Source organism: Mesorhizobium yinganensis, from assembly GCF_040081985.1.
GTDB classification, from domain to species: Bacteria; Pseudomonadota; Alphaproteobacteria; order Rhizobiales; family Rhizobiaceae; genus Kumtagia; species Kumtagia yinganensis.
This window is the reverse complement of sequence record NZ_JBEBMH010000009.1, coordinates 35,281-60,517: the sequence shown is the minus strand read 5'-3', so window position 1 is coordinate 60,517 and position 25,237 is coordinate 35,281. Positions and strand designations below refer to the sequence as shown.

Here is a 25,237-nt window from a genome sequence, read left to right as displayed (position 1 = left end):
GTATCCTCTCCCCCGGGCAGGGGGAGAGGTGGCCCGAAGGGCCGGAGAGGGGGTGGGGCCGAAACGAGCCGACGAAGCCGGATCGGAGCGGATGGGGCCAGATGTGATTACCCTGCTGCTTACGGGAAGAACACAGGACTTACTCCCCCACCACCCCCGCGACGTTCTGGTCGTAGTCCACCAGCGAGCCGGTCATGATGCCGGAATGCGGACTGATCATGTAGGCGATCAGGCCGGCGAGCTGGTCGGGCTTGGCGAGCTGGCCCATCGGCGTCGCGGCCTCGGCTTTCTCAAGCCAGTCGGCGGGGGCGTCGTGCCATTTCTGCTGCACGATGGCCTCGCCGGGCGTGTCCATCCAGCCGGGAAGCACGGCGTTCACGCGGATGCGGTTCTTGCGGTAGGCGTTGGCGGCGTTCTTGGTGAGCACCGCCAGGGCGCCCTTGCTCGACGAATACGGCGCCAGGAACGACTGGCCGGCATGCGCCGACATCGACAGCACGTTGACGATCGAGCCGGGCTTCTCGGCCTCCAGCAGATGGCGCACCAATCTCTGCATCAGGAAGAACGGCCCGCGCACATTGGTGTGGAAAATCTGGTCGAAAACTTCCGGCGTCGTGTCGATCAGCGAGCCGCGCGCAGAGGTGGCGGCGGCGTTGACCAGAGCATTCAGGCTGCCGAAATGCCCGAGCGCCTCGGCCACGACATGGCCGCTGGCCGCGGCGTCCGACAGGTCGGCGCTGATGAAGATCGCATCCGCGCCCTTCTTCTTCAGCATGTCGACCGCGACCTTGCCCTTCTCCTTCGAGCGGCCGACCAGCGCCACGGCCCTGCAACCCTCGTCCACCAGGCGGCTCGCCACCGCGAAGCCGACCCCTTGCGCACCGCCCGTCACGATGGCGCGTGTGGTGCTGTTGCGTCCCTCATCCATATCCATCTCTCCTTCAAAAACGAAACCGCCCTGCCCTGATCCGGCAGGCGCGGCATGTCGAACCGTATGCGTAGACCGGCAAGCCCCTCAGATCTGGACGGCCTTGCCTTCCCCGACCGATTTCAGCGCCGCATCGGCAAGCTTCAGCGCCAGCAGCCCATCCTGTCCGCCCGGCGAGGCCTTCTTGCCCTTGCTTGCCGCCTCGATGAAGCTTGCGATCTCGTTGGCGTAGGCGTCGATGTAGCGGGTCATGAAGAAATCGTGCAGCGGCGGTCTTGTATAACCCTTGCCGTTGGCGAGTTCGATCGAGACCGGCCGCTGGTTCTCGGCGGCGACCATGCCTTCCGAACCATGAACCTCGATACGCTGGTCGTAGCCATAGGTGGCACGGCGCGAATTCGTGATGACGCATTGGCGTCCGCTGGCGGTCGTCAGGATGACGCTGACGCTGTCGAAATCGCCGGCTTCGCCGATCTTCTTGTCGACCAGCACCGAGGCCGTCGCCAGCACCTTCACCGGCTCCTCGCCGAGCAGGAAGCGCGCCATATCGAAATCATGGATCGTCATGTCGCGAAAAATGCCGCCGGAACGGCCGATGTAGTCGAGCGGCGGCGGACCGGGGTCGCGCGAGGTGATGACCACCTGCTCGACCTTACCGATGGCGCCATCGTCGATCGCCTTGCGGACCGCGGCGAAGTGCGGATCGAAGCGGCGGTTGAAGCCGACCATCAGCGTCGCGCCGGTCTTGTCCACCACCTCCAGGCACTTTTCGACGCGCGCGACGTCGAGATGGATGGGTTTTTCGCAGAAGATCGCCTTGCCGGCCCTGGCGAAACGCTCGATCAGGTCGGCGTGCGTGTCAGTCGGCGTGCAGATCACCACGGCGTCGATGTCATCCGCCTTCTCGATCTCCTCGATGCTGCGGATAGAGCAGCCATAGGCGTCGGCAATGTCCTTCGCAGCCTTTTCGAAAGCGTCGGCGACGGCCACCAGTTCGGCCCCCGGGTTGGAGCCGATGGCTCTCGCATGGACTTTTCCGATACGGCCGGCGCCGAGCAGGCCAAAACGAACTGTCATATTCGATCCTCGTTGCAAGTGTGTCCGCTTGTTCCGGACGGATGATTGTGAATCTTTGGCCCTGTCACGGCGCCTTGCCATACGCAGCGCGAAAGAGAAGTCATAGCCGGCATCAGGCCTTCTTGCGCCTGTTCTGCCGCTGCTGGTCGATGATGACAGCCGCCACGATGATCAGGCCCTTGATGATCTCCTGGTAGTAGGCGCCGACCTTGAGGAAGGTGAAGCCCGAGGTCAGCACGCCGAGGATGATCGTACCGATCACCGTGCCGGAGATGCGGCCGACACCGCCGGCGAGCGAGGTGCCCCCGATGACCGCCGCGGCGATGGCATCGAGTTCGTAGGCAACGCCCATGCCCGGCTGGCCGGATTGCGCGCGCGCCGCAGTGACCACGCCCGCCAGGCCCGATAGCAGACCGGCGATGGCGTAGACCTTGATCAGATGGTTGCCGATATTGATGCCCGAAACGCGCGCGGCCTGCGGGTTGGCGCCGATGGCGTAGGTGAACTTGCCGTAGCGTGTGTAGCCGAGCGCGATGTGGAAGATGACGGCGACCAGCAGGAAGATGATCACCGGCAAGGGCACCGGGAAACCCCAGACGTCGAAACTCTTGCCCAGCCAGGTGAAATTCTCGTTGAGCAGCGCCACCGGCTGGCCGTTGGTATACCACTTCGCAAGGCCGCGCACCGACACCATCATGCCCAGCGTGGCGATGAAGGGCGGTATGCCGCTGAAGGCGATCACCATGCCGTTGACCGCGCCCGCCGCCAGCCCCACCGCCAGGCCGGCAAGCACCGGCCACACCGGCGAGATGTCGGTCAGCGCCGGATAGACGGCGCGGGCGTTTGTCGAAGTCTGCGCCAGCGACGCCGCCACCATCGCCACAAAGCCGACGATCGAACCAGACGAAAGGTCGACGCCGCTGGTGATGATCACCTGCGTGACGCCGACGGCGATGATGCCGATCACCGAGACCTGCAGGATGATGATCGACAGGCGCTGCTTGTTGGCCAGGAAACTGTCGCCGACGAGGATCCAGCCGAGGATCTCGAAGACCAGCGCGATGCCGATCAGCACGCCGAGGATGGACACCTCCGGCGGCAGCCGCTTCTTCGTTCCAATTCTGCTTGCCTGCGCGGTCATCTCGCTGGTCGACATGATGCTTCCACCTTTGCAGCTTCTTGGGCGCCGTCAGTGCGACGCCAATTCCATGATCTTCACCTGATTGGCTTCGTCGCGGTTCAGGAAGCCGGTCACTCGCCCTTCATGGATCACCATGATGCGGTCGCTCATGCCGAGCACTTCCGGCATCTCGGACGAAATCATGATGACCGCGACGCCCTCGCCGGCGAGCTTCGAGATCAGCCGGTGGATCTCCGCCTTGGCCCCGACATCGATGCCGCGCGTCGGCTCGTCTAGGATCAATATCTTCGGCCGGGTCAGCAGCCAGCGGCCGATCAGCACCTTCTGCTGGTTGCCGCCCGACAGGTTGATGATCGGCTCCGACATATCAGGCGTCTTGACGCGCAGTGCATCGCTCATCGCCAGCGAGTCCTTGCTGAGCCGCTTCTGCTCGACGAAGCCGTTCTTCACGTAGCCCGACTGCAACACGGCAATCTGCGTGTTCTGCTGGATGTCGAGCAGCAGGAAGCAGCCGGTGTCCTTGCGGTCCTCGGTGAGGAACGCCATGCCATGGCTCATCGCGGTCGCCGGACTGTCGACCCGCACCGGCTTTCCGAACAGTTCGATCGTTCCGCTATTGGCCGGCGTGACGCCGAAGATCGCTTCCGCGATGTTGGAGCGCCCCGAGCCGACCAGCCCGGCAATGCCGAGAATCTCGCCCGACCGCACCTCGAAGGAAACGTCGTGGAAGACGCGGTTCAGGGTAAGGCCCTTCACCGCAAGCACCACCTCGCCGATCGGCACCGTCTCCTTCGGGAACATCTGGGTGATCTCGCGGCCGACCATCATGCGGATGATCTCGTCGCGCGTCACCTCGCTCGAAGGCTTGGTGGCAATGTATTTGCCGTCGCGGAACACGGACACCTCGTCCGCGATCTCGAACAGTTCGTTCATCTTGTGGGTGATGTAGATGATGCCTTTGCCTTCAGAACGCAGGCCGCGGATAATCGTGAACAAATGATCGACTTCGCGCTCGGTCAGCGCCGAGGTCGGTTCGTCCATGATCAGCACGTCGGATTCGTAGGAGACCGCCTTGGCGATCTCGACCATCTGACGGCTGGCGACGCTCAAAGTTCCTACCTTCACGTCTGGGTCGATATGGATGTTCAGCCTTTTGAACAGGTCGACCGTCCTGCGGTGCATCTCGCCGTGGTCGATGAAGCCCAGCCGCGTCTTGGGCTCGCGGCGGATCCAGATGTTTTCCGCCACCGTCATCGGCGCCATCAGGTTCAATTCCTGATGGATCATCGCGATGCCGTTCTCCAGCGCGTCGAGCGGTCCTTTCAGCCGTATCTCCTCGCCTCGCAGTCGGAAATTGCCGGAATCCGGTGTGTAAATGCCGGCGACGATCTTCATCAGCGTCGATTTGCCGGCGCCGTTCTCGCCCATCAGCGCATGCACGCTGCCGCGCCGCAGTCTTAGCTGCACGTTGTCGAGCGCCAGCACGCCGGGAAACTCCTTCCGGACGTTCTCGACCTCAAGCACATAGTCGCCGCCGGGCGGCGCCACGCTGGATTCCGTTGTCGCAAGGGTTTGCATGCCGCTCAGTCCTCCCAGACCCGGTTCGAAATGCGGCTTAGATGTCTTATCACGAGAGGGAGCGCCGCCGCCATTCGGCGGCGCTCCCCAACATCGTCAGGCGATCAGTTCTTGGTGGTGTACTGATCCATGTTGGCAGGGGTCACCAGTTCGAACGGCACCCAGACCGGGGAGGTCACCGCCTCGCCCTTGGCGAGCTTGATGGCGGTTTCCACGGCGCCGCTGCCCTGCGCGGCGGCGTTCTGGAACACGGTCACGTCGAGATCGCCGGCCTTCATATAGGCGAGCGCTTCCTGCGTGGCGTCGACGCCGCCGACGATCACGTCCTTCATCTCCCAGCCGGCCGCCTTCATGGCGTTGATGGCGCCGATGGCCATGTTGTCATTGTTGGAGATCACGGCATCCGGCTTGTGGCCGGCGGCGATCCAGTTGGTCATCAGGTCCTGCGCCTTGACCGGATCCCAGCCGGCGGTCTGCTCGTCGATGACGTTGAGTTTTACCCCGCACTCGCTGCCGGCGTTGACGTCATGGATGTCCTTGGTGCGCTGCACGGCGGCCTGGTTGGCGAGGTCGCCGACCATGATCAGGATGCCGGCCTCGGTCTTGCCGGCTTCCTTGAGGATGCGGCAGACTTCCTTGGTCTCGAGTGTGCCGGAATCGACCTCGTTCGAACCGACGAAGGCGCCCTTCGCGCCCAGCGCGTCGACGTCGATCGGCTGGCGGTTGACGTAGACGATCGGGATGCCGGCGTCGTTGGCGAGCTTGGTCATCGGCGCGGTGGCCGAGGTGTCGACCGGGTTGACGATCACCGCATCCACCTTGGCGGCGATAAAATTCTGGACCTGGCTGAGCTGCTTGTTAACGTCATCGTCGGCGATTTCGATCTGCACCGGCTGGCTGGCGTCGCCGGCCGACTTCTCGATACCCTTGCGGAGCACGGTCAGGAAGGTGTCGGAATTCGCCATCGACACGCCGATGTCGCCCGCAAAAGCCGAACTCGACATAAGCGCGGCAATCGCGGCGCCCAGAAACAATTTCTTCATTGTCATCTCCTCCACGAAAGGTGTCCGGATGCACCCTGTTGTCACCGGAAGCCCCGGCGGTGCCGGAAGCCCGTCTCGCTTGCCCAACCGCGGACGATCCTCCGTCCGGGCTTCACGCTCCTCCTGACATTCCGCAATTCGGAACGTTCAAGCCGTATGAACCAATTTTGAAATATTTATTCCAAAATTCGCCCGCACGTCAAGGGCGATTATGCGGCACGGCAGGCGCCGCCGGTTTCGCACACGCTTCAAGGGTCCGGCCGTTTTCGGCATAAGGCTACACCGCATCTTGCGGCATGGCGGCCATCAACGCCGCCGCCTCGTCCCGGCGGGGAACTTCGCGGTGCCGAGACGCCGCCGAAGGGACGGCCTCGTCAGAATTCGAAGCGCTTCTGCTCGATCTCGGCCGTCAGTTCGGCGGCCATGGCGCGCGTGATCCGCGATTTCCGTTCCAACGCGGTGCGGTCGAGTTGCTCCACGGTCTGGATCGCCGCCGATAGCGACCGTTCGATGCGCCGCACCAGGAACTGCACGACATTCGCCTCGACCTCGACCTGCCGGTCGGCGAAGAGCTTTGTGATCACTCCTGCGAGCAGAAGGTCATCGGGTTCATGGATCTCGACCGTGGTCGCGGCCTTCAGCCGGGAAGCGAGGTCGGGCAACGTCACGCCCCATGCGGAGGAAAAACGCCGCGCGGTGAGCAGCAAATGCCCTCCCCCGCTCCGCATCGCATTGATCAGGTGGAACAGGCCAGTCTGGTCGAGCCCAGGGGCGTCGGCGTCCTCGACCAGATAGGCACGGCCCGCCCGCTCGGAGCTGTCGGCTTCGAGTTTCCGCGCCGTGAGGGATTCGGCTCCGGACATCTCCCGCCACACGGCGGCGAGATGCGACTTGCCCGAGCCGGGCGGGCCGGCCAGCAGCACCACTGGCGACGGCCAGTCCGGCCAGCGCTCGATCAGCGCCAATGCATCCCTGTTGGCTGCGGAGACAACGAGGTCGTCGCGCGACAGGCCGGGCGCATGGCCGAGGTCGAGCGGCAATTGCCGGGGATGTTCCGGTTTTCGCATCAACGTCACGTCGCCTTTGAAGCGGCGTGACAGGCATTCTCGCGGAAACGTATCGGGGCCAAGGTCAGTCCGCCGTCTTGACCGCATTCGCCGGCTTCGCAACCGCCGCGTCCTGAGAATGGCCGACATAGAGCGGCGAATCCAGGTAGCGCGAGATGGCGAAGCGAACGAGCACGGCGATGGCGGCGGCGGCCGGCACCGCGATCAGCAATCCGACGAAACCGAACAGTGCGCCGAAGGCGAACAGCGCGAACATCAGCCAGACCGGATGCAGTCCGACGCTCTTGCCGACCAGCCGCGGCTGCAAGATATTGCCCTCGATGAACTGGCCGACGAAGAACACGCAGGCGACGGCGACGACCATCAGCCAGTCCGGCCAGAACTGGACAAAGGCGACGCCGAGCGCCAGAACCAGCCCGACCAGCGACCCAACATAGGGAATGAAGCTGATCAGCCCGGCGAACAGGCCGATCAGGATGCCGAAGTTCAACCCGGTTATCGTCAGGCCGATGGCGTAGATAAGGCCGAGCGCCAGGCAGAGCGTGCCCTGCCCGCGCACGAAGCCGGCCGTCGCGACATTGATGTCGGCGGCGATCTGGCGGACGGTATGGACGTGGTCGCGCGGCACCCAGCTATCGACCTGGGCGATCATGCGATCCCAGTCGAGCAGCATGTAGAAGGCCACGACCGGCGTGACGATGAACAGGCTGGCGACGCTGAACAGCGCGACGCCCGAACTCCAGATCGAGGTGAAGATCGCGGTCACGAAGCCGACGCCCGAAGCCAGCAGCGAGTTCAGCCCGTCGCGCAGGTCGGTCGCGTTCACGCCGAAGCGCTTTTCGATCCACTGCGGGTCGAAGCTGGTGATCAGCGCCTGGAAATGGCTGAGATATTCCGGCAGCTTCGCAATGAAATCATTAAGTTGCTTCGCCAGCAGCGGGATGAGGATGACCAGCCCGATTGCCAGCACGATGATGAAGGTGAAGAGGATCAGGATCGTCGCCATGAGGCGCGACAGGCCGAGCCGCTGCAGCCGGTCGGCGACCGGATCGAGGAAATAGGCAAGCACCATGCCGGCCACGAAGGGCAGCAGGATCTCGCTGAACAGATAGAGGAAGAAGGCGAGAAGGAGGCCGGCGGCCGCCCAGAAAACCGCCTGGCGACGGAAGGCCGCGCCGGGCGTTTCCTGGGCAGGGACCTCAGCGGTTTGCAGTCTTGCCTTCGCCATAACCGTTCATGTGCCTCAGCCACGAGACGAGATAGGCCGCGGCGGAAGCCACGGTCAAGACCCCGCAGAGATAGACAAGACCGTCGGTAAACCGGCCGAAATCGGTGCTGAAGGCGAGTTCTCCCAATACGGATATGGCCAGCACGATCTGGAAGGTTGTGTTGACCTTGGACACCATCAGCGGCTTCATCTCGACCGGCCGCGCCATCACCGACGACAGAATCACGGCCGTGACGATCAGCGCATCGCGCGTCACAGCGGCGATCACCAGCCAGAGCGGCAGATTGCCCATGATGCCCAGCACGATGAAGACGCTGACCAAGAGCAGCTTGTCGGCGATCGGATCGAGATAGGCGCCGAGTTCGGTACGCTGGTTGAAATGCCGCGCGATGAAACCGTCGACGCCGTCGGAAACGCCGGCAACCACGAAACCGGCCAGCGCCCAGTCCATGCGGCCGGACAGCAGCGCATAGACCACGCCCGGCACCAGCAAAAAGCGCATGATCGTGATCAGGTTCGGGATGGTCAGCGCCGTTTCCTCCGGGCGTGTTTCTTGTATTGCGATAGATGGTCGACGCCGCTACGCGCCGCAAGGGTGCCGCCATGCTTGCGGGCAGGTTAGGATCATGCGAAGAGCCGCTGATGCAAGGAACCAGGCGATGAGCGGGCAGAAGAACGGGCTCACCTATGCCGAGGCGGGCGTCGACATCGATGCCGGCAACGAGATGGTGGAGCGCATCAAGCCGCTGGTGCGCGCCACGCGCCGGCCGGGCGCGGATGGCGAGATCGGCGGCTTCGGCGGCCTGTTCGACCTGAAGGCCGCCGGCTTTTCGGACCCCGTGCTGGTAGCGGCCAATGACGGTGTCGGCACCAAACTCAAGATCGCCATCGATTCGGGGCGGCACGGCACGATCGGCATCGACCTCGTCGCCATGTGCGTCAACGACATCGTCGTGCAGGGTGCGGAACCGCTGTTCTTCCTCGATTATTTCGCCACGGGGAAACTCGATCCCGAGCAGGGCGTGGCGATCGTCGGCGGCATCGCGGAGGGTTGCCGCATGGCCGGATGCGCCCTGATCGGCGGCGAGACGGCCGAGATGCCAGGCATGTATCACGGCAAGGACTACGACCTCGCCGGCTTCGCCGTGGGTGCGGCCGAGCGCGGCCAGTTGCTGCCCACCGACGACATCGTCGAGGGCGACGTCATCCTCGGCCTCGCCTCCTCCGGCCTGCATTCCAACGGCTTTTCGCTGACGCGGAAAATCATCGAACTGTCCGGCCTGGGCTGGAACTCCCCTGCCCCCTTCGCCGACGGCCTGAGCCTCGGCGAAGCGCTGCTGGAGCCGACCCGCATCTATGTGAAGCCCCTGCTCAAGGCGATCCGCGGCACCCACGGGATCAAGGCTCTGGCGCACATCACCGGCGGCGGCTTTCCGGAGAATATCCCGCGCGTGCTGCCGAAGGATTTTTCCGCCGACCTCGATCTCGACTCCATCGAGGTGCCCCCGGTCTTCTCGTGGCTTGCGAAGACCGGCGGCGTGACGCCGCAGGAAATGATGCGTACCTTCAATTGCGGCGTCGGTATGATCGCCGTGGTGGCCGCCGGCCAGGCCGCGCAGGTCGCCGCCGTGCTGCAGGAAGCCGGCGAAGCTGTCACACCGATCGGCCGCATCGTGCCCCGGCGCGATGCGGGCGTGATCTATCGTGGGACGCTTGCCTTATGACCAGAAAGAAACGCGTTTCGATCCTGATTTCCGGGCGCGGCTCGAACATGGCCGCGCTGATCACGGCGGCGCAGGAAACCGACTTTCCCGCAGAGATCGTCGGCGTCATCTCCGACAAGGCGGATGCGCCCGGCCTGGCCTATGCCGACGCTGCCGGCATCGTGACAAAAGTTCTTCCCCGCGCCGATTTCGACAGCAAGGAGGCGCACGACCAGGCGATCGACGCCACCTTGCATGTGTTCGGCACCGAAATCGTCTGCCTTGCCGGCTATATGCGGCTGCTGACCGACGCACTCGTCGCCGAATGGCGCGGGCGGATGATCAATATCCACCCCGCCCTGCTGCCTCTGTTCAAGGGACTGAACACCCACCAGCGCGCGCTCGACGCCGGCGTGCGTATCCACGGCTGCACCGTACATTTCGTCACGCCCCAGATGGATGACGGGCCGATCATCGCACAAGCGGCGGTTCCGGTATTGCTCGACGACGACGCCGACACATTGGGCGCTCGCGTGCTGAAGGCCGAGCACCGGCTGTTTCCGCGCGCCTTGCGGCTGGTGGCCGAAGGGAAAGCGCGAATGGAGGGTGGCAGGACCGCTTTCGATCCATCGACGCCGATCGTCACGGCCAGTGCCTCCCTGGATTCCCTCGTTGCATCCTCCACAGAGGTCGACCTTCAGGCTCTCGCACGGTTCACGCCCTGACGGGACAGGCGCGACCGCCATCAAGGAGACACGTTTCGTGAGCCTGCCCGGACCGCTGCGCTATCTGCTTCTGCCGCTTTCGCTCTTGCGGCTGGCGTCCGGCTACAAATCCTTCGCCGACCCGCTGCTCGGCAATAAGGAACTCAACCGGCGGGGTTTGCATGTCTGGCGCCTGCGCATGGCGCATCTCGTCGCCGAGCGCCGCCGCAAGCGGCTGCAAAATCTGGTCTCCGCCGAGGATCGCGTCGCCTTCGCCGAAAAGGGCTTTGTCGAAAAGCGCGGCCTGCTTGCCGCGGCCGACTATGCCGCGCTGGTGGACGAAATCCACGCCCTCACCGCGCCGGCGCGGGAGATGCGCGAAGGCAATGCGGTGACGCGGCGCATCGCGGTCACGCCCGCCCTGCTGGCACAAGCGCCGGCATTGCGCAAACTCCTCGACACGCCGGAATGGCGGGGACTGACCCGCTATATCGGCGGGTTCAACGCCGAGCCGATCGTCTGCATCCAGACGATTTTCGGGGCCCCTGACGGATCGAAGACCGACCCGCAGACCCGGCTTCACATGGACACGTTCCATCCAACGATGAAGGCGTGGTTCTTCCTGCACGACGTGGAGCCCGGCCAGGGACCGTTCACCTATGTGCCTGGCTCGCACCGGCCGACGAAGCGGCGCCTTGCCTGGCACAAGCGCCGCAGTGTGCTCGCCTCTGAAGCCTCGACCAAGGGCGGCGCCTTCCGCGTCGCCGACGAGCAGCTCCGTGCCCTGCGTCTGCCGGGCAGGCATGTGTTCGCGGTGCCCGGAAACACGCTGGTGGTCGCCGACACCTTCGGCCTGCATGCGCGCGGACAATCGCTGCACGCCACGACCCGCCTCGAGATCTACGCTTCCATGCGGCCCAACCCGTTCAACCCTTTCACCTTCCTCGACACGGCGTTCCTGCCCTTCGTGCACGGGCGCAAGGTGCTGATCGGATGGTGGGTCGAGGATGCGCTGGTCGCCGCTGGACTGACGCGGCGAATCTGGAAGAAGGCGGGGACCATCGGGCCGGCGGCGGAGCGAAAGCCGTGAGCGCCGCTGACATTATGCCTCCAGTCCGAGGAAGCGGGCTCCCATGAAGACATTGCTTCTCCTGCGTCACGCCAAATCGAGCTGGGACGACGCCGGCCTCGCCGATTTCGACCGGCCCCTTGCTCCACGCGGGCTCAAAGCCACGCCGCGCATAGCGCGCGAACTCGTGCGGCGCGACTGGCTGCCCGATGCCGCCCTCGTATCGACGGCCCTGCGCACGCGGCAGACATGGGACCTCGTGGCTGCGGAACTGCCCGATCCGCCGAAACCCGATTTCCGGAAAGACCTTTACGAGGCGTCCGCTGAACAGGTGCTGACGCAAATCCGCGACGCTGGCGGGCGGGCAAAAACGTTGCTGGTAGTCGGCCACAATCCTGGCATAGAAGATTTTGCCGGACAGCTTGCGTCGCTGGAGTCCGAGGCAAGGACATTGTCCCGGCTGCGGGAAAAATTCCCGACGGCGGCGCTGGCGCGTTTCGTCTTCGCTGGCGAATGGCAGGAACTTCGCCTTGGCGCAGCGCGGCTCACCCATATGCTACGGCCGAAGGATCTTGGGTAAATGACCGCCGGACGGCCGGTTTCACACCGAATTGCCGATCCGCCAGCGCAATCAGGCCGCCACCCGCACCCACACCTTGTTGTCATGCACCGCCGCGCCGCCATAAGGCGCCGGCGCGTCGGCGCCGGTCAGCACGTTGATGCCTTCGCCGCGCTCATGCGCGCTGTTCGGCCACACGCCCTCAGCGATCACCACGCCCCGCCTGACGCCGTCGAAGAGCTTGGCATGCAGCACAACCTCGCCGCGCCGGTTGCCAACCTCGACGCGAGCACCCTCGCCCAGCCCAAGCGTCTCGGCATCCTCGGGATGAATCAGCAGTTGCGGGCGGATTTCCCTGGCAATGGACACCGGCGTCTCGGTGAAGCTGGAATTGAGAAAATTGCGCGCCGGCGACGTCGCCAGCCGGAACGGGTGCTCGGCATCCGTCACCTCGATCAGGTCGACATGGTCGGGGAATTCCGGCAGGCGCTGGTGCGGGCCGAAGATGCCCATGCTCTTCGGCGGACGGTTGGACGCCGGAGTGCCCGTCCAATCAGGACGAAATCGATATTTCCCGTCCGGGTGGCCGAACCCCTTGACGAAATGCGCCGCCTCGAACTCCGGCTGCAGGTCGGCCCAGCGCCGCTCCCGAAACGTATCGAAGCTGCCCAGCCCCTTCTTTTCCAGCATGATGTCGATGTGCTCACGCTCGGTCAGTCCGAAGCCCGGACGGTCGGCGACGCCAAGGCGCTTCGCCAGCTCCTCGATGACGAAATGATTGGTGCGCGGCCCCTCGGGCGGATCGATCAGTTTTGGGCCGAGCGTGACGTGCTGGTTGCCGCCGCCCTTGTAGATGTCGTCGTGTTCTAGGAACATCGTCGCCGGCAGCACGACGTCGGCGAGTTTCGCCGTGTCGGTCATGAACTGCTCGTGCACGCAGGTGAAAAGATCGTCGCGCAGGAAACCCCGTTTCACCAGCCGTTGCTCCGGCGCGACATTGGCCGGGTTGGTGTTCTGGATCAGCATCGCCGTCACCGGCGGCCCGCCGAACAGCGCGTCCGCCGCGCCGGTCAGAACCGGGCCTATACGCGACTGGTCGAGGTAGCGGATATCCGGATCGCGCAGCCGCGAACCTTCCACCAGATCGGTGTTGAGCTTCAATATGCCCGAATTGGAATGGAAGGCGCCGCCGCCCTCATATTGCCAGCAGCCGGTCACCGCCGCGACCGATAGGGCCGCATGCATATTGACCGCGCCGTTGCGCTGGCGCGAAAAGCCGTAGCCGAGACGGAAGAAGGTCCGCTTGGTCGTGCCGACAAGGCGGGCAAAGGCCTCGATCTCGGCGGCGGAAAGCCCGGTGATCGCTGCCGCCCATTCCGGCGTCCTGTCGGCCAGATGCGCTTCAAGACCCTTCGGGTCGTCGGTGTATTTTTCGAGATAGTCGCGGTCGGCCAGCCCGTCCCGAAACAATATGTGCATGACCGCGCAAGCGAGCGCGCCGTCGGTCCCTGGCTTCAGCAACAGCCCCATATCGGCCTGCTTCATCGTGGCGTTGTCATAGATGTCGATCACCACGATCTTCGCGCCGCGCTGCTTGCGGGCGTGGATGGCGTGGGTCATGACGTTGACCTGCGTGACCACCGCATTGGTGCCCCAGATCACCACACAATCCGATTTCGCCATTTCGCGCGGGTCGGGTCCGGCGAGTTTTCCGGTCCCCATCATCCAGCCGGTCCAGGCGAGATTGGTACAGATGGAGCCGAAAAAGCCCGAATATTTCTTGGCGTGCCGCAGCCGGTTGATGCCGTCGCGCTGCACCAGCCCCATCGTGCCGGCATAAAAATACGGCCACACCGTCTCGCCGCCGTATTTTCCTTCCGCCGCGATGAATTTTTCCGCGACGAGGTCGAGCGCGGCTTCCCAGCTCGATTCCTTCCAGCCGCCCTCGCCCTTGGCGCCCAAGCGCACCAATGGCTTCAGCAGACGATCCGGGTGATGGACGCGATCAGCATAGCGCGCGACCTTCGCGCAGACGACACCGGCGGTGTAGGTGTTGGCCTTCGCGCCATGGACGCGGCCGATGGTGCGCTCGTCGAGCAATTCGACGTCGAGCGCGCAGGTCGACGGGCAGTCGTGCGGACAGGCGGAATGTCCGATGCGGAGCTTGGCTTGTGCGATGCGGGCGTGCTGGTTCATGGCGAACCCTATAGCTTGCTTAGCGTGTCGAGAGTAGAGCCAGCAATATCAACGAGGCTGCCGCTACACGGTGGTCAACGTCTTGCAGAGAACGACATTGGAGTGACCCTCCGGCCATCCGTCGAACGCGGCCATCCGCTTGAAGCCAGCCTTTTCATAAAACCCAGGTGCCTGGAAATCGTGGGTCGCCACCCAAATTCGCCTGACATCCCGACGTGAAGCCTCGTTGATGAAAGCAGTCAGCAACGCCCTTCCATAACCGTGTCCGCGGCAGGCTTCATCGATCCACATCTGCTTGAGATCGCAAATGCCGCCCCAGGAGAAACCCGCGGCAACCCCGATAGTGCGCCCGGTCTCGTCCTCGATCACGAAACCTATCCCGCGCGCATCGGTTCGCCCTATGGCCTGCCGCGTGTGATCGTAGAGGGCATTTTCGACATCATCGATTTCAGCCGGCGAAAGATCGTGCCGCGGCCTGATGGGACTGGTCATGTTGAGTGCTCATTTCGTGACGACGCGGACGCAACGCCGGCCGACCTGGCCGCCGGCCAATATCATATTGCCAGAGGCACTGGCGTTCAGTCCGATGTTCGTCTCGCCGCCGCCTGCTGTTACAGCGTCACGGTAACGTTACACCCGAGCGGCCCTCGGGGAAGCCTTACCGCCTCAAATACAGCCACACCGTCGTTGGTGCCAGGATCGCGGTCAACACCACCGGTGCGATCAGGGCCAGGGCGATCTGTCCGATCGTCGCGCCGCCGTCCATCAGGCCACGCAGGGCCGTGGTCATCGACGAGACCGGATTGACGTCGACGAAGGCGCGCAGCCAGCCCGGCATGGTGCCGGGGTCGACCATGATGTTGGAGGCGAAGACCAGCGGGAAGATGAAGGTGAAGCCGATGGTCATCACCGTCATTGGCGTGCGGATCAGCAGGCCGAGCACGATGAAAATCCAGCCGACGCCGAAACCGATGGCAATGAGCAGCGCGAAGGCGGCGATGACGCCAACAACGCCCTCCTGCGGCCGATAGCCGAGGATCAGGCCGATGCCGAGGATGATCGATCCGGCGATCAGATGGCGGAGCACGTCGCCGACCATCAGTCCGGCAAAGGGCGAGAGCGACCAGATCGGCAGCGAGCGGAAACGGTCGAACAGGCCTTTTCCGAGGTCGGTCGACAGACCCATGCCCGAGTAGACGGAGTTGAAGACGACCGTCTGGACCAGGATGCCGGGCAGGAAGAACTGAAGGTATTCGCCGGGAGAGCCGGCAAGCGCGCCGCCGAACACGAAGGTGAACAGCAGCGTAAACATGATCGGGGTCATCACCAGATCGAAGAGCTGCTCCGGCACATGCTTGAATTTCAGCACCGCGCGCCAGCCGAACACCAGCGCGTTGGAGATGGCGGAAGGCCGAGGCGGGCGAGCGACGTTTTGTGGGCGTCGCAGGGCTATCGTGTCGCTCATCGGATTTCGTCCTTCCGGCTTTCACTCGATCCCGGCTGTCCGGTCAGCGCGAAAAACACCTCGTCGAGACTGGGCTGGCCCATGGAGAAATCCGATGGCTCAATACCTTCGGCGACGAGCGACGCCACTGCCTCGTTGGCCGCCTTCGCGGTGCCGGCGAGGATCGAAAGTTCGGCGCCCTCGGTGCTGCGCTGGACCGTGTGGCCAAGCCGGGTTTCGAGAAGCGTGGCCGCTCGGTCGAGTTGCGTAGGATCGGCAAGCGCGACATGCAGCACGCCGGAGCCCGTGGCCGCCTTCAATTCGCGGCTGGTGCCCTCGGCGATTTTCCTGCCGTGGTCGATGACGGCGATGCGCGCTGCGAGTTGGTCCGCTTCCTCCAGATATTGCGTGGTGAGCAGGATCGTCACGCCGGATTCCGCGAGCCCGCGGATCATCGCCCAGACGTCCTTTCGCGCTTTCGGGTCAAGGCCGGTGGTGGGCTCGTCGAGGAACAGCACGTCCGGGGTCACCACCAGCGAGGCGGCGATATCCAGCCTGCGCCGCATGCCGCCGGAATAGTCCTTCACCTGTTTGGTCGCGGCGTCGGACAGGCCGAACGTTGCGAGCAGGTCGTCGGCCCTGGTTTTCGACGCGCGGCCGCGAAATCCCCAGAGGCGGGCAAGCAGCATCAGGTTTTCACGGCCGGTCAAATGCTCGTCGAGCGAGGCGAACTGCCCGGTCATGGCGATGACCTCTCGGACCTTGTGCGGCGACTGGACCAGATCGTGCCCCACGATCATCGCGGTTCCCGCATCCGGCCGGGCGAGCGTGGCGAGCATGCGCATCAGCGTGGTCTTGCCGGCGCCGTTCGGCCCGAGGATGGCGAAGATGATACCGCGCGGGACGTCCAGATCGATGCCGTCGACCGCGCGCACATCGCCGAAGGTTTTTGTCATGCCGCGCGCGGAAATCGCCAAAGGCGCGGCCTCGGAGATACCGGAAAGGGCCCTGACAGAGGAAACATCGTTCATGGCGATTTGATCCTGAGGCGCAAAAAATTCAGGACGCTCGGCCTGTCGAGCGAGCCGACGCCTATACCAGCTTTGCGGGTTTGCGGCAGCTTGCGGAGCGGTCTCTCCTGACAACTCACGACATTTGTAGTTGCAGGACTGGAGATCGTGGTTGTAGCTGCGGTGCGGCTTGCGGTCAGCGGCTGGATCGATTCAAAGGCTTCCAGAATCTGGCTTCCCTACTCCGCCGTAGCCTCCTCATACTCCGCCGACATCTCCAACCATCGTTCCTCCTGCTGGGAGAGTTGCGCGCCAAGCTGCGAGCGCTCCTTGGCCAGTTGGGTGGCGGTCGTGGGGTCCTTTTCGTAGACGGTGGGATCGGCCAGCCTGTCCTCGAGCTGGTCGATGCGTTTGCGCAGCCGGTCCATCAGCGCCTCCGTGGCGCGGATTTCCTTTGCCAGTGGCTCGGCGGCGGCGCGGCGGGCCGCGGCCTCGCGGCGGCGGTCCGCCTTCGACGCCTTGTCGGCCTCGCGTTTCTCGCGGCGGTCGCCGGAAACACCTGTAACGATCTGGCGGTAGTCCGCCATGTCGCCGTCGAACGGATTGACCGCGCCGTCCTTGACCAGCCACAGCCGGTCGGCCGTCGCCTCGATCAGGTGGCGGTCATGGCTGATCAGGATGACGGCGCCTGGAAAATCGTTCAGCGCCACCATCAGCGCCTCTCTGGAGTCGATGTCGAGGTGGTTGGTCGGCTCGTCTAGGATGAACAGGTTGGGTCCGTCGAAGGCCGAAAGCCCCATCAGCAGCCGCGCCTTCTCGCCACCGGAAAGGTCCTTGGCCGGCGTGTTCATCTTCTCGGTTGTCAGGCCGAACTGGGCGACGCGCGCCCGCACCTTCGATTCCGGCGCCTCCGGCATCATCCGGCGCACATGCTCGTAGGCGTTCTCCTCCGGCCTCAAATCGTCGAGCTGGTGCTGCGCGAAGATCGACACTTTGAGCCCGGGCGCGACCGTCATCGTGCCGTTCTCGGCCTTCAGGCGGCCGGCGAGCAGTTTTGCGAAGGTCGACTTGCCGTTGCCGTTGGCGCCGAGGAGTGCGATGCGGTCGTCGGCGTCGATGCGCAACGACATTTTCTTCAGGATCGGCTGGCCCGGCTGATAACCGACATTGACGCCGGACAGCGCGACGATCGGCGAGGCCACCGTCTTCACCGGCTCGGGAAAGCTGAACGGGCGGACCGTGTCATCGAGCACGGCGGCGATCGGCTTCATCCTCTCCAGCGCCTTGATGCGCGACTGCGCCTGCCTTGCCTTGGAGGCCTTGGCGCGGAAACGGTCGACGAAGGACTGCAGATGCTTGCGCTGCGCCTCCTGCTTGACGCGGCTCTTTTCCTGCAGCTCCAGTTGTTCGGAGCGCTGACGCTCGAACTGGTCGTAGCCGCCGCGCCAGAAGGTCAGCTTCTTTTGGTCGAGATGGACGATCGAATTCACAGCGCGGTTGAGCAGGTCGCGGTCGTGGCTGATCAGCAGAACAGTATGCGGGTATTTCGAGACGTAATTTTCCAGCCAGAGCGTGCCCTCTAGGTCGAGATAGTTAGTCGGCTCGTCGAGCAGCAGTAAGTCGGGCTGCGCGAACAACACCGCCGCCAGCGCCACGCGCATGCGCCAGCCGCCGGAAAAGGATGAAGCAGGCCGCCTTTGCGCATCGGAATCGAAGCCCAGGCCGGCAAGAATCGTCGCGGCGCGCGCCTCCGCCGAATGCGCGTCGATATCGGCGAGCCGGATGTGGATCTCGGCGATGCGGTGCGGATCGGTCGCGGTCGTCTCTTCGGTGAGCAGCGCCGCCCGTTCGGTATCGGCTGCCAGCACGATCTCGATCAGCGCATCCTCGGTGCCCGGCGCCTCCTGCGCGACCTGGCCGATGCGCGTGTTTTTCGGCAGCGAGATCGAACCGGTCTCGCTGGCAAGATCGCCGGTGATGGCGCGGAACAGCGTGGTCTTGCCGGTGCCGTTGCGTCCGACCAGGCCCGCCTTCGCGCCCTCGGGCAGCGACAGCGAGGCATGGTCGAGAAGCAGGCGCCCGGCGATGCGGAGGGAAAGGTCGTTGATGGTCAGCATAATGCCGCGCTTGTGACGGACGGAGCCGGCAAGATCAAGGACCGAAGTTGAATGCGCAAGCCGGAATGTGTATAATTTTGATCCTCTATACACATTGCCGGATTTGGATCATGCGCACCAATATCGAAATCAACGACAAGCTGATGGCAATGGCCATGCAGGCTTCCGGCAAGCGGACCAAGAAAGAGACGGTCGAGGAGGCCCTCGAACTTCTGGTGCGCCTGAACGCCCAGGAAGCGTTGAGATCGTTGCGCGGAAAGATCGAATGGGAGGGCGATCTTGACGCCATGCGACGCGACAAATGATCCTGGTCGACACCTCAGTTTGGATTGACTATCTGGCCGGGAGAACCTCCGCAAAGGGCGAAATGCTACATATGTCGCTCGGCAGCGTGGAGTTCGCGATTGGCGACCTCATTCTGGCTGAGGTGCTGCAAGGTGTCCGGGAAGGGGCGGGCTTGCGGGCACTCGAGGCAAAGATCAGAGCCTTTCGCGTCATGCCGCTGTGCGGGGAAGTGATCGCCCGTGCCGCGGCGGCAAATTACCGGAAACTTCGATCAAAAGGCATTACCATTCGCGGGACGATCGACGTCATCATTGCCACCTGGTGCATCGAGAACGGCGTGCCGCTGCTGCACAACGACCGCGATTTCGCGCTCATGGAATCCGAACTCGGACTTAAGGCTTTCGGCACGCAGGTTTGAGCATCGCCGAGCCGGAATTTCCGCGATCAAGCAAACTCCCTGCCCTCCTCCGTGCGCTGGAAATACGCCAAATCGAGCGAGACACTTGGCTTGCCAAGTGTGGTCAGGATCGCGTGCATCTGCCCGCGATGGTGGGTCTGATGGTTGAAGACATGCGCCAGCGCCGGCGCCAGGCGCTGGGAGATCGTGCGCATGTCCGACAGCGTCGTGTAGGTGAAGCGGCCGGCAAGCTGCTTTGCCGTCAAGCTGCCGATCCAATCGGAAATACGTTCGTCTTCGGCGATCCGCGCGGGCCGCAATTTTGTAAAATCCGTAAACAGGATGGCGTCCAGCGCGGTCGGCGCATCGCCGAGCCCGCTGAAGCGTTTCATCCAGATGCGGTCGGTGACCAGCAGATGGTTAAGCGTGCCCATCGCCGACTTGAAGAAGGCGCCGGTGTCGCGATTGAATTCTTCCGGCGTGAGGTTGGCCGCCGCCTCGTAGACGTGCTGGTTGGCCCAACGGTTGTAGGCGGCGAACATCTCGAAATGCTGCTTCATCGGCTTCCTTTTTGGGTTCGGCGCGGCAAAAGTCGCAGCAGTCCTAATCGCCAATTCACGGGCCGCCAATGACCATTCTGCTTTATGAACTCGCCGGAACCGACGCCTCCCGTCCCTTCAGCCCGCATTGCTGGAAGACCGTCATGTCGCTCGCCCACAAGGGGCTGCCTTACGAGACCGTGGCGACACCGTTCACGCGGGTTCCGCTGGTCGAAGACAGCGCCTCGAAGACGGTCCCGATCATCCGCGACGGCGACCGCGTCGTTACGGACTCCTTCGATATCGCGCTCTACCTGGATGAAGCCTATCCCGATCGGCCAAGCCTGTTCGGCGGTCCCGGCGGCATGGCGATGGCGCGCTTCATAGAGCGATGGTCACAGCTTACGGTGCATCCATTCCTGGGAGCGGCGGCACTGATGGACATCCACGGAATGCTGGAGCCGGCTGACCAAGCCTATTTCCGGGAGAGTCGTGAAAAACGCTTCGGCAAACCGATCGAAGAGGTGCCGGTGGATCGGAACCAGAAACTGGCGGCGTTTCGAGCGGGGCTTGAGCCGCTGCGCAACATGCTTTCCTATCAGCCATTCATCGGCGGCGCGGCACCGCTGTTCGCAGACTACATCGTGTTCGGCGCCTTCCAATGGGTCCGCATCGTATCGCCTTTCCAGGCGCTTGCTGCCGACGACCCGGTCGCGGCCTGGTTCGAACGCTGCCTCGACCTGCATGACCGCACCGGCAGGCGTGTCGTGGCGGCGGCGTGAGTGGCCCCCGCCCTTGGCAACGCCGCAGCACTCCCCTTGGCAAGGCGTCAGGCGGCCTGTATAGGCTCCGCACTTTCCCCTTTCCGCTGCCTTACAAGGACATCCAATGGCGATCGAACGCACCTTCTCGATGATCAAACCCGATGCCACCCGGCGCAATCTCACCGGCGCGATCACCAAGATGCTTGAAGACGCCGGCCTGCGCGTCATCGCATCCAAGCGCGTGTGGATGAGCCGCCGCGAGGCCGAGGGCTTTTATGCCGTCCACAAGGAACGGCCGTTCTTCGGCGAGTTGGTGGAATTCATGTCGTCGGCGCCGACCATCGTCCAGGTTCTCGAAGGCGAGAACGCCATCGCCAAGAACCGCGAAGTGATGGGCGCCACCAACCCGGCCAATGCAGCCGAAGGCACGGTCCGCAAGGTGCATGCCCTGTCGATCGGCGAGAATTCCGTGCATGGTTCGGATGCCCCGGAGACGGCCGCCCAGGAAATCCGCTACTGGTTCTCCGACACCGAGATCGTCGGCTGAAACGGCCCGTCCGAAAAAGGGCGCAAATCGCTGAATTTCATGGAGCCGGCGCCAAGCCGGCTCTTTCGTTTCTAGCTGACAACTCGTCAGATCGGCTACGCTCAGGCGAGCTTTCGCATTCCGTCGTCGGTCGTCCCGGGATGCACGGCGGGCGGCTCAAACAGGGCGTCGAACTTCCGAAGCGGCAGTGCCGGGCTGTAGAGATGGCCCTGCAGATAGTCGCAGCCAAAGGCTCGTAGGAAGGCTTCCTGCCGGACGTTCTCGACGTGCTCGGCCACCGATTTCAGCCCAAGCGTGCGCGCCATCGCCAAAATGGTCTTGACCAGCGCCCGGTCGCTCTCCGATCCCTCTATGTCGGCCACGAACCCGCCGTCGATCTTCACCTCGTCGAAGGGGAGTTGCTTGAGGTAGGCCAGCGACGAATATCCGGTTCCGAAATCGTCGAGCGAAAGCCGGATGCCGAGTTGCTTGATCTCGGCCATCCGCCGCCGCACGTGCTCATGGTCCTTGGCCATCACATGCTCGGTCAGCTCAAAAGTCAGCATGCGAGGGTCGACCGCATGCTTCTCGATAAGGCCGCGCACCATCGGCAGGAAGCCGTCGTTCGAGAAGGACTGCACGCTGACATTCAGCGACAGCCGCAAATGGCTCATCGACGATTGCATGCCCCAGATTGCGAGCGCGCGGAAACCGGTATCGAAGACGAAGCGCGTCAATTCGTCGTTCAGCCCATACTGCTCGGCCAGGGCGACGAACTGGTCGGGACGAATCCGGCCCCGTTGCGGATGGTCCCAGCGGATGAGCGCTTCGGCCGCCACGACGCGCCCCGTGAAATCGACCAGTGGCTGGAAATGCAGATCGAACTGGTTCGCGGCAAAGGCGTGACGCAAGTCTGCCAGCAACTCAAAGCGCCGCGACTCGTGATCCATGCTTTTCGGGTCGAAGAGTGCAAATCGGTTACGGCCAGCCCCCTTTGCCTGGTACATGGCGATATCGGCCCGTTTCAGGATCTCGTCGGCGCGCTGCCGGACACCATCGAAGACCACGATGCCGATGCTCGCGGATCCGAGATGCCGCAACGCACCGATCTCGAAGCCCTGGTTCAGGTCGGACAGGATGCGGTTGCCGGTGGAAATCGCCTTGACCGTGGCGAGCGCGGAATCCTGTTCCGCCTCATCGAGAATGACGACGAATTCGTCACCGCCTATGCGGGCGACCATATCGCCGGGCAGCACGCATTGGCGTAACCGGTCGGCGACCTGGACCAGCAGCAGGTCACCCATGTCGTGACCCTGCGTATCGTTGAGCGCCTTGAAGTTATCGAGATCGATGAACAGAAGCGACGCATGTCTAGCTTCATGGCCGCATCGCTCCAGCGTCTGGGACATACGGTCGAGGAACATCCGCCGGTTCGGCAATTTGGTCAGCGGATCGTAGTAGGCCAGTTCCTCGATCTCCATCTCCTGCCTCTTGCGGATCGAGACATCGGCGATGTAGCCGTACCAATTCATTTCGCCGTTGGTGATTTCGGTGCTGGCGTTGATGCGCACCCACTTCTCGACGCCGTCGCGCGTGCGGATACGGAACTCGCAGTCCCAGGAGACCTGATGTTCGGCCGACTTGAGATAAGATTCGTAATAACGTGACCTGTCGTCCTCGAACACCAGTTCGTGGAACGCCAGCGGATTGGCGATCTGCTCGTCACGCGGAATGCCGCTGATGCGCGACGCGCCTTCGGAGAGGTACAATATATCGTTGTTCCCATCGCCGCGACGGACGAAGTGGAAGAGCCCGATAGGAAGACGCTGGGTGAGCTTGCGGAACTGTTCCTCGATCGCCAGGCGTTCGATGGTCTCGGTGATCTCCCGCACCGACCCTTCATAGAAAAGCGGCTTGCCGGTCTTCTTGTGGTAAACGAGACGTGCGGATTCGGTTATCCAGATGCGCTCGCGCGTCTTGTGGCGGTAGATTTCCGAAACGAAGTTCTCGACCTTGCCGTCATGATGCAGGATGGCGCGGAACTGATCGCGCCGGTCGGGCTGCACGTACCATTCCTTACCGATGTCGAGAACGCTGGCGAGCATTTCCTCTTCGGTGTCATAGCCGTTCAGCTTCACCAGAGCCTTGTTGGCACTGAGCTGATGCCCATCCGGAAGCGATCTATAAATCCCCTCGGAAAGGTTCTCGATCAGTTCCTTGCTGTTCTCACGATCGTCGGCGACCTTCAGATAAAGGCGGCGGTAGCGGAACATCGAGAAGGCGAGAAGCGCCAACAGAACAAGGTTCGCCGCGAGAAGCAAATTCCCTCCGGTCGCAAATTCATGGACGGAGTTCAACAGCGATTGCATCGCCCAACGTGGAACCGTTCACCGACCGCAGGGTACAATACGGCCATTAGAATTGTCTAAATATCCGGTCCCAATTGCAATAGCCTGCGGTCTAGCTAGTTCGGCATTCCTATGGCGAAACCCGCCAGCGGCTCACTGCCGCCTCGTCCGCGTCCTTCGCCTCGACCCAGTCGCCTGATTGGCCGTCGCGGCGGTGCTCCTTCTTCCAGAAAGGAGCGCGTGTCTTCAGATAGTCCATCAGAAAGGAGGCGGCTTCGAACGCTGCCTGCCGATGTGCCGATGCGGCCACCACCAGCACGATGTTCGCGCCCGGCTCGATCCGGCCGAAGCGATGGATCGCTGTCAGTCCGCTGACCGGCCAGCGCTGCGCGGCTTCCCTGGCAATCCGCACAATCTCGGCCTCGGCCATGCCTGGATAATGTTCGAGCTCAAGGGCAGCCAGCGTGCCGGCTTCGTCGCGGCAAAGCCCTGAAAAGGTTACCACAGCACCGACATCCGACCTGCCCCGAGTCAACCGGGCGATCTCGGCGGCGGTGTCGAAATCCTCCCGCTGGATGCGCACGGTCGGCTCGCAACCGGCCACGGATCAGCCTCCGGTCATCGGCGGGAACAGCGCGATCTCGCGTGCACCCGCGACCAGTTCCCGGTGATCGACATGTTCCTGGTTGATCGCGACGCGGATCGCATCGGGATATTTCAGCGCGTTGCCATAGCCTTCGCCGCGATCCCTCAACCAAGCCAGCAACTCGCGAACAGACTTCACCTGAGGAGGCAGCGTAACCTCCTCCTCGGAACGCCCGATGCGCTCGCGCACCCAGGCGAAATAGATCAGTCTGACGGTCTGCTCGCTCATTCGTCCACGATATGCTTCACGCCGGCGCGGAAATAGTCATAGCCGGTATATAGGGTCAGGATGGCTGAAACCCAAAGCAGGAATATGCCGATCTGCGTCCAGTAGGGCAAGATCTCGTCTCCGGTGGGCCCGAGCAAAAGGAAAGCGATTGCAACCATTTGCGCGGTCGTCTTCCACTTGGCGAGTTTGGTGACGGGGACGCTCACCTTGAGCTCGGCCAGGTATTCGCGCAGGCCCGACACCAGGATTTCGCGGCACAGGATGATGATGGCCGCCCAGAGCGACCAGCCGGCAATGCCGCCGCGATGATCGGTATCGGCGGCAAGCAGTAGGAGGCAAGTGGCAACCAGCAGCTTGTCGGCGATCGGATCGAGCATACGGCCTATATTGGAGGTCTGCTTCCAGGCCCTCGCCAGGTAGCCGTCCAGATAGTCGGTGACGCTTGCCAGGATAAAAATCGCGAAGGCGCTCCAGCGGGCGAATTCGCTGGATTGCAGCCGGCCTTCCAGGAAAAAGCATAGGACAACGAGAGGGACCGCGAGAATCCGCCCGTAGGTCAGCATGTTGGGAAGATTGAACGCGCGTCTGGCCATATTTTTCGTCGCTTTCGCCTAGCCGTACTCAAATCAGATGGGATCGT

The 25,237-nt window shown here is 63.3% G+C and carries 26 protein-coding genes; 8 read left to right on the top strand and 18 right to left on the bottom strand.

Features of this window, described 5'->3' with window-relative positions:
• Nucleotides 1–139: 139 nt before the first annotated feature.
• The 8 genes from ABMA59_RS17730 to ABMA59_RS17695 all read right to left on the bottom strand — a co-directional run bounded on the left by ABMA59_RS17730 (nucleotide 140) and on the right by ABMA59_RS17695 (nucleotide 8,591).
• Nucleotides 140–934: an SDR family oxidoreductase gene (locus tag ABMA59_RS17730; protein ID WP_349006710.1), complete on the bottom strand. Its 795-nt coding sequence runs from the start codon at nucleotides 932–934 to the stop codon at nucleotides 140–142.
• An 81-nt stretch (nucleotides 935–1,015) separates the two neighbouring features.
• A complete protein-coding gene (gene iolG / locus ABMA59_RS17725) occupies nucleotides 1,016–2,005 on the bottom strand; it encodes an inositol 2-dehydrogenase (RefSeq protein ID WP_349006709.1) in 990 nt (329 codons plus the stop codon).
• Between the two features lie 112 nt (nucleotides 2,006–2,117).
• On the bottom strand, nucleotides 2,118–3,146 hold the full coding sequence (locus ABMA59_RS17720; RefSeq protein ID WP_425475940.1) for an ABC transporter permease: 1,029 nt from the start codon (nucleotides 3,144–3,146) through the stop codon (nucleotides 2,118–2,120).
• 48 nt (nucleotides 3,147–3,194) lie between these two features.
• On the bottom strand, nucleotides 3,195–4,724 hold the full coding sequence (locus ABMA59_RS17715; protein ID WP_349006707.1) for a sugar ABC transporter ATP-binding protein: 1,530 nt from the start codon (nucleotides 4,722–4,724) through the stop codon (nucleotides 3,195–3,197).
• A 104-nt stretch (nucleotides 4,725–4,828) separates the two neighbouring features.
• Complete coding sequence (locus ABMA59_RS17710) at nucleotides 4,829–5,767, bottom strand: substrate-binding domain-containing protein (protein WP_349006706.1); 939 nt, start codon at nucleotides 5,765–5,767, stop codon at nucleotides 4,829–4,831.
• 374 nt (nucleotides 5,768–6,141) lie between these two features.
• A complete protein-coding gene (gene hdaA, locus ABMA59_RS17705) occupies nucleotides 6,142–6,834 on the bottom strand; it encodes a DnaA regulatory inactivator HdaA (RefSeq protein ID WP_349006705.1) in 693 nt (230 codons plus the stop codon).
• 64 nt (nucleotides 6,835–6,898) lie between these two features.
• Nucleotides 6,899–8,062, bottom strand: a complete 1,164-nt coding sequence (locus tag ABMA59_RS17700; RefSeq protein ID WP_349006704.1) for an AI-2E family transporter — start codon at nucleotides 8,060–8,062, stop codon at nucleotides 6,899–6,901.
• Nucleotides 8,034–8,591 carry a CDP-alcohol phosphatidyltransferase family protein gene (locus ABMA59_RS17695; RefSeq protein ID WP_349006863.1) on the bottom strand — a complete coding sequence of 186 codons (558 nt, stop codon included), beginning with the start codon at nucleotides 8,589–8,591 and terminating at the stop codon, nucleotides 8,034–8,036. Before ABMA59_RS17695 ends, ABMA59_RS17700 begins: the two co-directional genes overlap by 29 nt.
• A 130-nt stretch (nucleotides 8,592–8,721) precedes the next feature.
• On the opposite strand from ABMA59_RS17695, the gene purM reads away from it, so the two are divergent.
• The 4 genes from purM to ABMA59_RS17675 are packed head-to-tail and all read left to right on the top strand — an operon-like array spanning nucleotide 8,722 to nucleotide 12,118.
• Complete coding sequence (gene purM, locus ABMA59_RS17690) at nucleotides 8,722–9,786, top strand: phosphoribosylformylglycinamidine cyclo-ligase (RefSeq protein ID WP_349006703.1); 1,065 nt, start codon at nucleotides 8,722–8,724, stop codon at nucleotides 9,784–9,786.
• Nucleotides 9,783–10,490 carry a phosphoribosylglycinamide formyltransferase gene (gene purN, locus ABMA59_RS17685; protein WP_349006702.1) on the top strand — a complete coding sequence of 236 codons (708 nt, stop codon included), beginning with the start codon at nucleotides 9,783–9,785 and terminating at the stop codon, nucleotides 10,488–10,490. The genes purM and purN overlap by 4 nt, the downstream gene beginning before the upstream one ends.
• Nucleotides 10,491–10,527: 37 nt before the next feature.
• Nucleotides 10,528–11,559: a phytanoyl-CoA dioxygenase family protein gene (locus ABMA59_RS17680; protein WP_349006701.1), complete on the top strand. Its 1,032-nt coding sequence runs from the start codon at nucleotides 10,528–10,530 to the stop codon at nucleotides 11,557–11,559.
• 43 nt (nucleotides 11,560–11,602) lie between these two features.
• Complete coding sequence (locus ABMA59_RS17675) at nucleotides 11,603–12,118, top strand: SixA phosphatase family protein (protein ID WP_349006700.1); 516 nt, start codon at nucleotides 11,603–11,605, stop codon at nucleotides 12,116–12,118.
• Between the two features lie 51 nt (nucleotides 12,119–12,169).
• Here the strand turns inward: ABMA59_RS17675 and ABMA59_RS17670 are convergent, their stop codons facing one another.
• From ABMA59_RS17670 to ABMA59_RS17650, 5 genes are all read right to left on the bottom strand, one after another.
• Nucleotides 12,170–14,293, bottom strand: coding sequence for a molybdopterin-containing oxidoreductase family protein (locus ABMA59_RS17670; RefSeq protein ID WP_349006699.1), 2,124 nt, complete (start codon nucleotides 14,291–14,293; stop codon nucleotides 12,170–12,172).
• A gap of 63 nt (nucleotides 14,294–14,356) precedes the next feature.
• Entirely contained in the window at nucleotides 14,357–14,785 is a 429-nt protein-coding gene (locus ABMA59_RS17665) for a GNAT family N-acetyltransferase (RefSeq protein WP_349006698.1), read from the bottom strand.
• 166 nt (nucleotides 14,786–14,951) lie between these two features.
• Complete coding sequence (locus ABMA59_RS17660) at nucleotides 14,952–15,758, bottom strand: ABC transporter permease (RefSeq protein ID WP_349006697.1); 807 nt, start codon at nucleotides 15,756–15,758, stop codon at nucleotides 14,952–14,954.
• On the bottom strand, nucleotides 15,755–16,768 hold the full coding sequence (locus tag ABMA59_RS17655) for an ATP-binding cassette domain-containing protein (RefSeq protein WP_349006696.1): 1,014 nt from the start codon (nucleotides 16,766–16,768) through the stop codon (nucleotides 15,755–15,757). Before ABMA59_RS17655 ends, ABMA59_RS17660 begins: the two co-directional genes overlap by 4 nt.
• Before the next feature lie 218 nt (nucleotides 16,769–16,986).
• Nucleotides 16,987–18,864: an ABC-F family ATP-binding cassette domain-containing protein gene (locus tag ABMA59_RS17650; RefSeq protein WP_349006695.1), complete on the bottom strand. Its 1,878-nt coding sequence runs from the start codon at nucleotides 18,862–18,864 to the stop codon at nucleotides 16,987–16,989.
• Nucleotides 18,865–18,974: 110 nt separating this feature from the next.
• Here ABMA59_RS17650 and ABMA59_RS17645 point away from each other — a divergent pair, with 110 nt between their 5' ends.
• A complete protein-coding gene (locus ABMA59_RS17645; protein ID WP_349006694.1) occupies nucleotides 18,975–19,169 on the top strand; it encodes a type II toxin-antitoxin system VapB family antitoxin in 195 nt (64 codons plus the stop codon).
• Complete coding sequence (vapC, locus tag ABMA59_RS17640) at nucleotides 19,166–19,567, top strand: type II toxin-antitoxin system VapC family toxin (RefSeq protein WP_349006693.1); 402 nt, start codon at nucleotides 19,166–19,168, stop codon at nucleotides 19,565–19,567. Before ABMA59_RS17645 ends, vapC begins: the two co-directional genes overlap by 4 nt.
• Nucleotides 19,568–19,593: 26 nt before the next feature.
• Here the strand turns inward: vapC and ABMA59_RS17635 are convergent, their stop codons facing one another.
• Nucleotides 19,594–20,106, bottom strand: a complete 513-nt coding sequence (locus tag ABMA59_RS17635) for a DinB family protein (protein WP_349006692.1) — start codon at nucleotides 20,104–20,106, stop codon at nucleotides 19,594–19,596.
• Nucleotides 20,107–20,174: 68 nt separating this feature from the next.
• On the opposite strand from ABMA59_RS17635, the gene ABMA59_RS17630 reads away from it, so the two are divergent.
• Together ABMA59_RS17630 and ndk are read left to right on the top strand one after the other, a co-directional pair.
• The gene (locus ABMA59_RS17630) at nucleotides 20,175–20,867 is read left to right on the top strand and encodes a glutathione S-transferase family protein (protein ID WP_349006691.1); all 693 of its coding nucleotides are present in this window, start codon (nucleotides 20,175–20,177) and stop codon (nucleotides 20,865–20,867) included.
• 106 nt (nucleotides 20,868–20,973) lie between these two features.
• The gene (ndk, locus tag ABMA59_RS17625) at nucleotides 20,974–21,396 is read left to right on the top strand and encodes a nucleoside-diphosphate kinase (RefSeq protein WP_349006690.1); all 423 of its coding nucleotides are present in this window, start codon (nucleotides 20,974–20,976) and stop codon (nucleotides 21,394–21,396) included.
• 101 nt (nucleotides 21,397–21,497) lie between these two features.
• On the opposite strand, the gene ABMA59_RS17620 is transcribed toward ndk, so the two are convergent.
• The 4 genes from ABMA59_RS17620 to pgsA form a co-directional block, all read right to left on the bottom strand.
• Nucleotides 21,498–23,696 carry a sensor domain-containing protein gene (locus ABMA59_RS17620; protein ID WP_349006689.1) on the bottom strand — a complete coding sequence of 733 codons (2,199 nt, stop codon included), beginning with the start codon at nucleotides 23,694–23,696 and terminating at the stop codon, nucleotides 21,498–21,500.
• A 157-nt stretch (nucleotides 23,697–23,853) separates the two neighbouring features.
• Entirely contained in the window at nucleotides 23,854–24,327 is a 474-nt protein-coding gene (locus tag ABMA59_RS17615) for a molybdenum cofactor biosynthesis protein MoaE (protein WP_349006688.1), read from the bottom strand.
• A 3-nt stretch (nucleotides 24,328–24,330) separates the two neighbouring features.
• Nucleotides 24,331–24,597, bottom strand: a complete 267-nt coding sequence (gene moaD / locus ABMA59_RS17610) for a molybdopterin converting factor subunit 1 (protein ID WP_349006687.1) — start codon at nucleotides 24,595–24,597, stop codon at nucleotides 24,331–24,333.
• A complete protein-coding gene (pgsA, locus tag ABMA59_RS17605; RefSeq protein ID WP_349006686.1) occupies nucleotides 24,594–25,190 on the bottom strand; it encodes a CDP-diacylglycerol--glycerol-3-phosphate 3-phosphatidyltransferase in 597 nt (198 codons plus the stop codon). The genes moaD and pgsA overlap by 4 nt, the downstream gene beginning before the upstream one ends.
• Between the last annotated feature and the right edge of the window lie 47 nt (nucleotides 25,191–25,237).

Bases quoted from the DNA above. Each gene is read 5' to 3' on its own strand.
- ABMA59_RS17730 (WP_349006710.1), bottom strand. From the start codon at position 934: ATGGATATGGATGAGGGACGCAACAGCACCACACGCGCCATCGTGACG.
- iolG (WP_349006709.1), bottom strand. From the start codon at position 2,005: ATGACAGTTCGTTTTGGCCTGCTCGGCGCCGGCCGTATCGGAAAAGTC.
- ABMA59_RS17720 (WP_425475940.1), bottom strand. From the start codon at position 3,146: ATGACCGCGCAGGCAAGCAGAATTGGAACGAAGAAGCGGCTGCCGCCG.
- ABMA59_RS17715 (WP_349006707.1), bottom strand. From the start codon at position 4,724: ATGCAAACCCTTGCGACAACGGAATCCAGCGTGGCGCCGCCCGGCGGC.
- ABMA59_RS17710 (WP_349006706.1), bottom strand. From the start codon at position 5,767: ATGAAGAAATTGTTTCTGGGCGCCGCGATTGCCGCGCTTATGTCGAGT.
- hdaA (WP_349006705.1), bottom strand. From the start codon at position 6,834: ATGCGAAAACCGGAACATCCCCGGCAATTGCCGCTCGACCTCGGCCAT.
- ABMA59_RS17700 (WP_349006704.1), bottom strand. From the start codon at position 8,062: ATGGCGAAGGCAAGACTGCAAACCGCTGAGGTCCCTGCCCAGGAAACG.
- purM (WP_349006703.1), top strand. From the start codon at position 8,722: ATGAGCGGGCAGAAGAACGGGCTCACCTATGCCGAGGCGGGCGTCGAC.
- purN (WP_349006702.1), top strand. From the start codon at position 9,783: ATGACCAGAAAGAAACGCGTTTCGATCCTGATTTCCGGGCGCGGCTCG.
- ABMA59_RS17675 (WP_349006700.1), top strand. From the start codon at position 11,603: ATGAAGACATTGCTTCTCCTGCGTCACGCCAAATCGAGCTGGGACGAC.
- ABMA59_RS17670 (WP_349006699.1), bottom strand. From the start codon at position 14,293: ATGAACCAGCACGCCCGCATCGCACAAGCCAAGCTCCGCATCGGACAT.
- ABMA59_RS17665 (WP_349006698.1), bottom strand. From the start codon at position 14,785: ATGACCAGTCCCATCAGGCCGCGGCACGATCTTTCGCCGGCTGAAATC.
- ABMA59_RS17660 (WP_349006697.1), bottom strand. From the start codon at position 15,758: ATGAGCGACACGATAGCCCTGCGACGCCCACAAAACGTCGCTCGCCCG.
- ABMA59_RS17655 (WP_349006696.1), bottom strand. From the start codon at position 16,768: ATGAACGATGTTTCCTCTGTCAGGGCCCTTTCCGGTATCTCCGAGGCC.
- ABMA59_RS17650 (WP_349006695.1), bottom strand. From the start codon at position 18,864: ATGCTGACCATCAACGACCTTTCCCTCCGCATCGCCGGGCGCCTGCTT.
- ABMA59_RS17645 (WP_349006694.1), top strand. From the start codon at position 18,975: ATGCGCACCAATATCGAAATCAACGACAAGCTGATGGCAATGGCCATG.
- vapC (WP_349006693.1), top strand. From the start codon at position 19,166: ATGATCCTGGTCGACACCTCAGTTTGGATTGACTATCTGGCCGGGAGA.
- ABMA59_RS17635 (WP_349006692.1), bottom strand. From the start codon at position 20,106: ATGAAGCAGCATTTCGAGATGTTCGCCGCCTACAACCGTTGGGCCAAC.
- ABMA59_RS17630 (WP_349006691.1), top strand. From the start codon at position 20,175: ATGACCATTCTGCTTTATGAACTCGCCGGAACCGACGCCTCCCGTCCC.
- ndk (WP_349006690.1), top strand. From the start codon at position 20,974: ATGGCGATCGAACGCACCTTCTCGATGATCAAACCCGATGCCACCCGG.
- moaD (WP_349006687.1), bottom strand. From the start codon at position 24,597: ATGAGCGAGCAGACCGTCAGACTGATCTATTTCGCCTGGGTGCGCGAG.
- pgsA (WP_349006686.1), bottom strand. From the start codon at position 25,190: ATGGCCAGACGCGCGTTCAATCTTCCCAACATGCTGACCTACGGGCGG.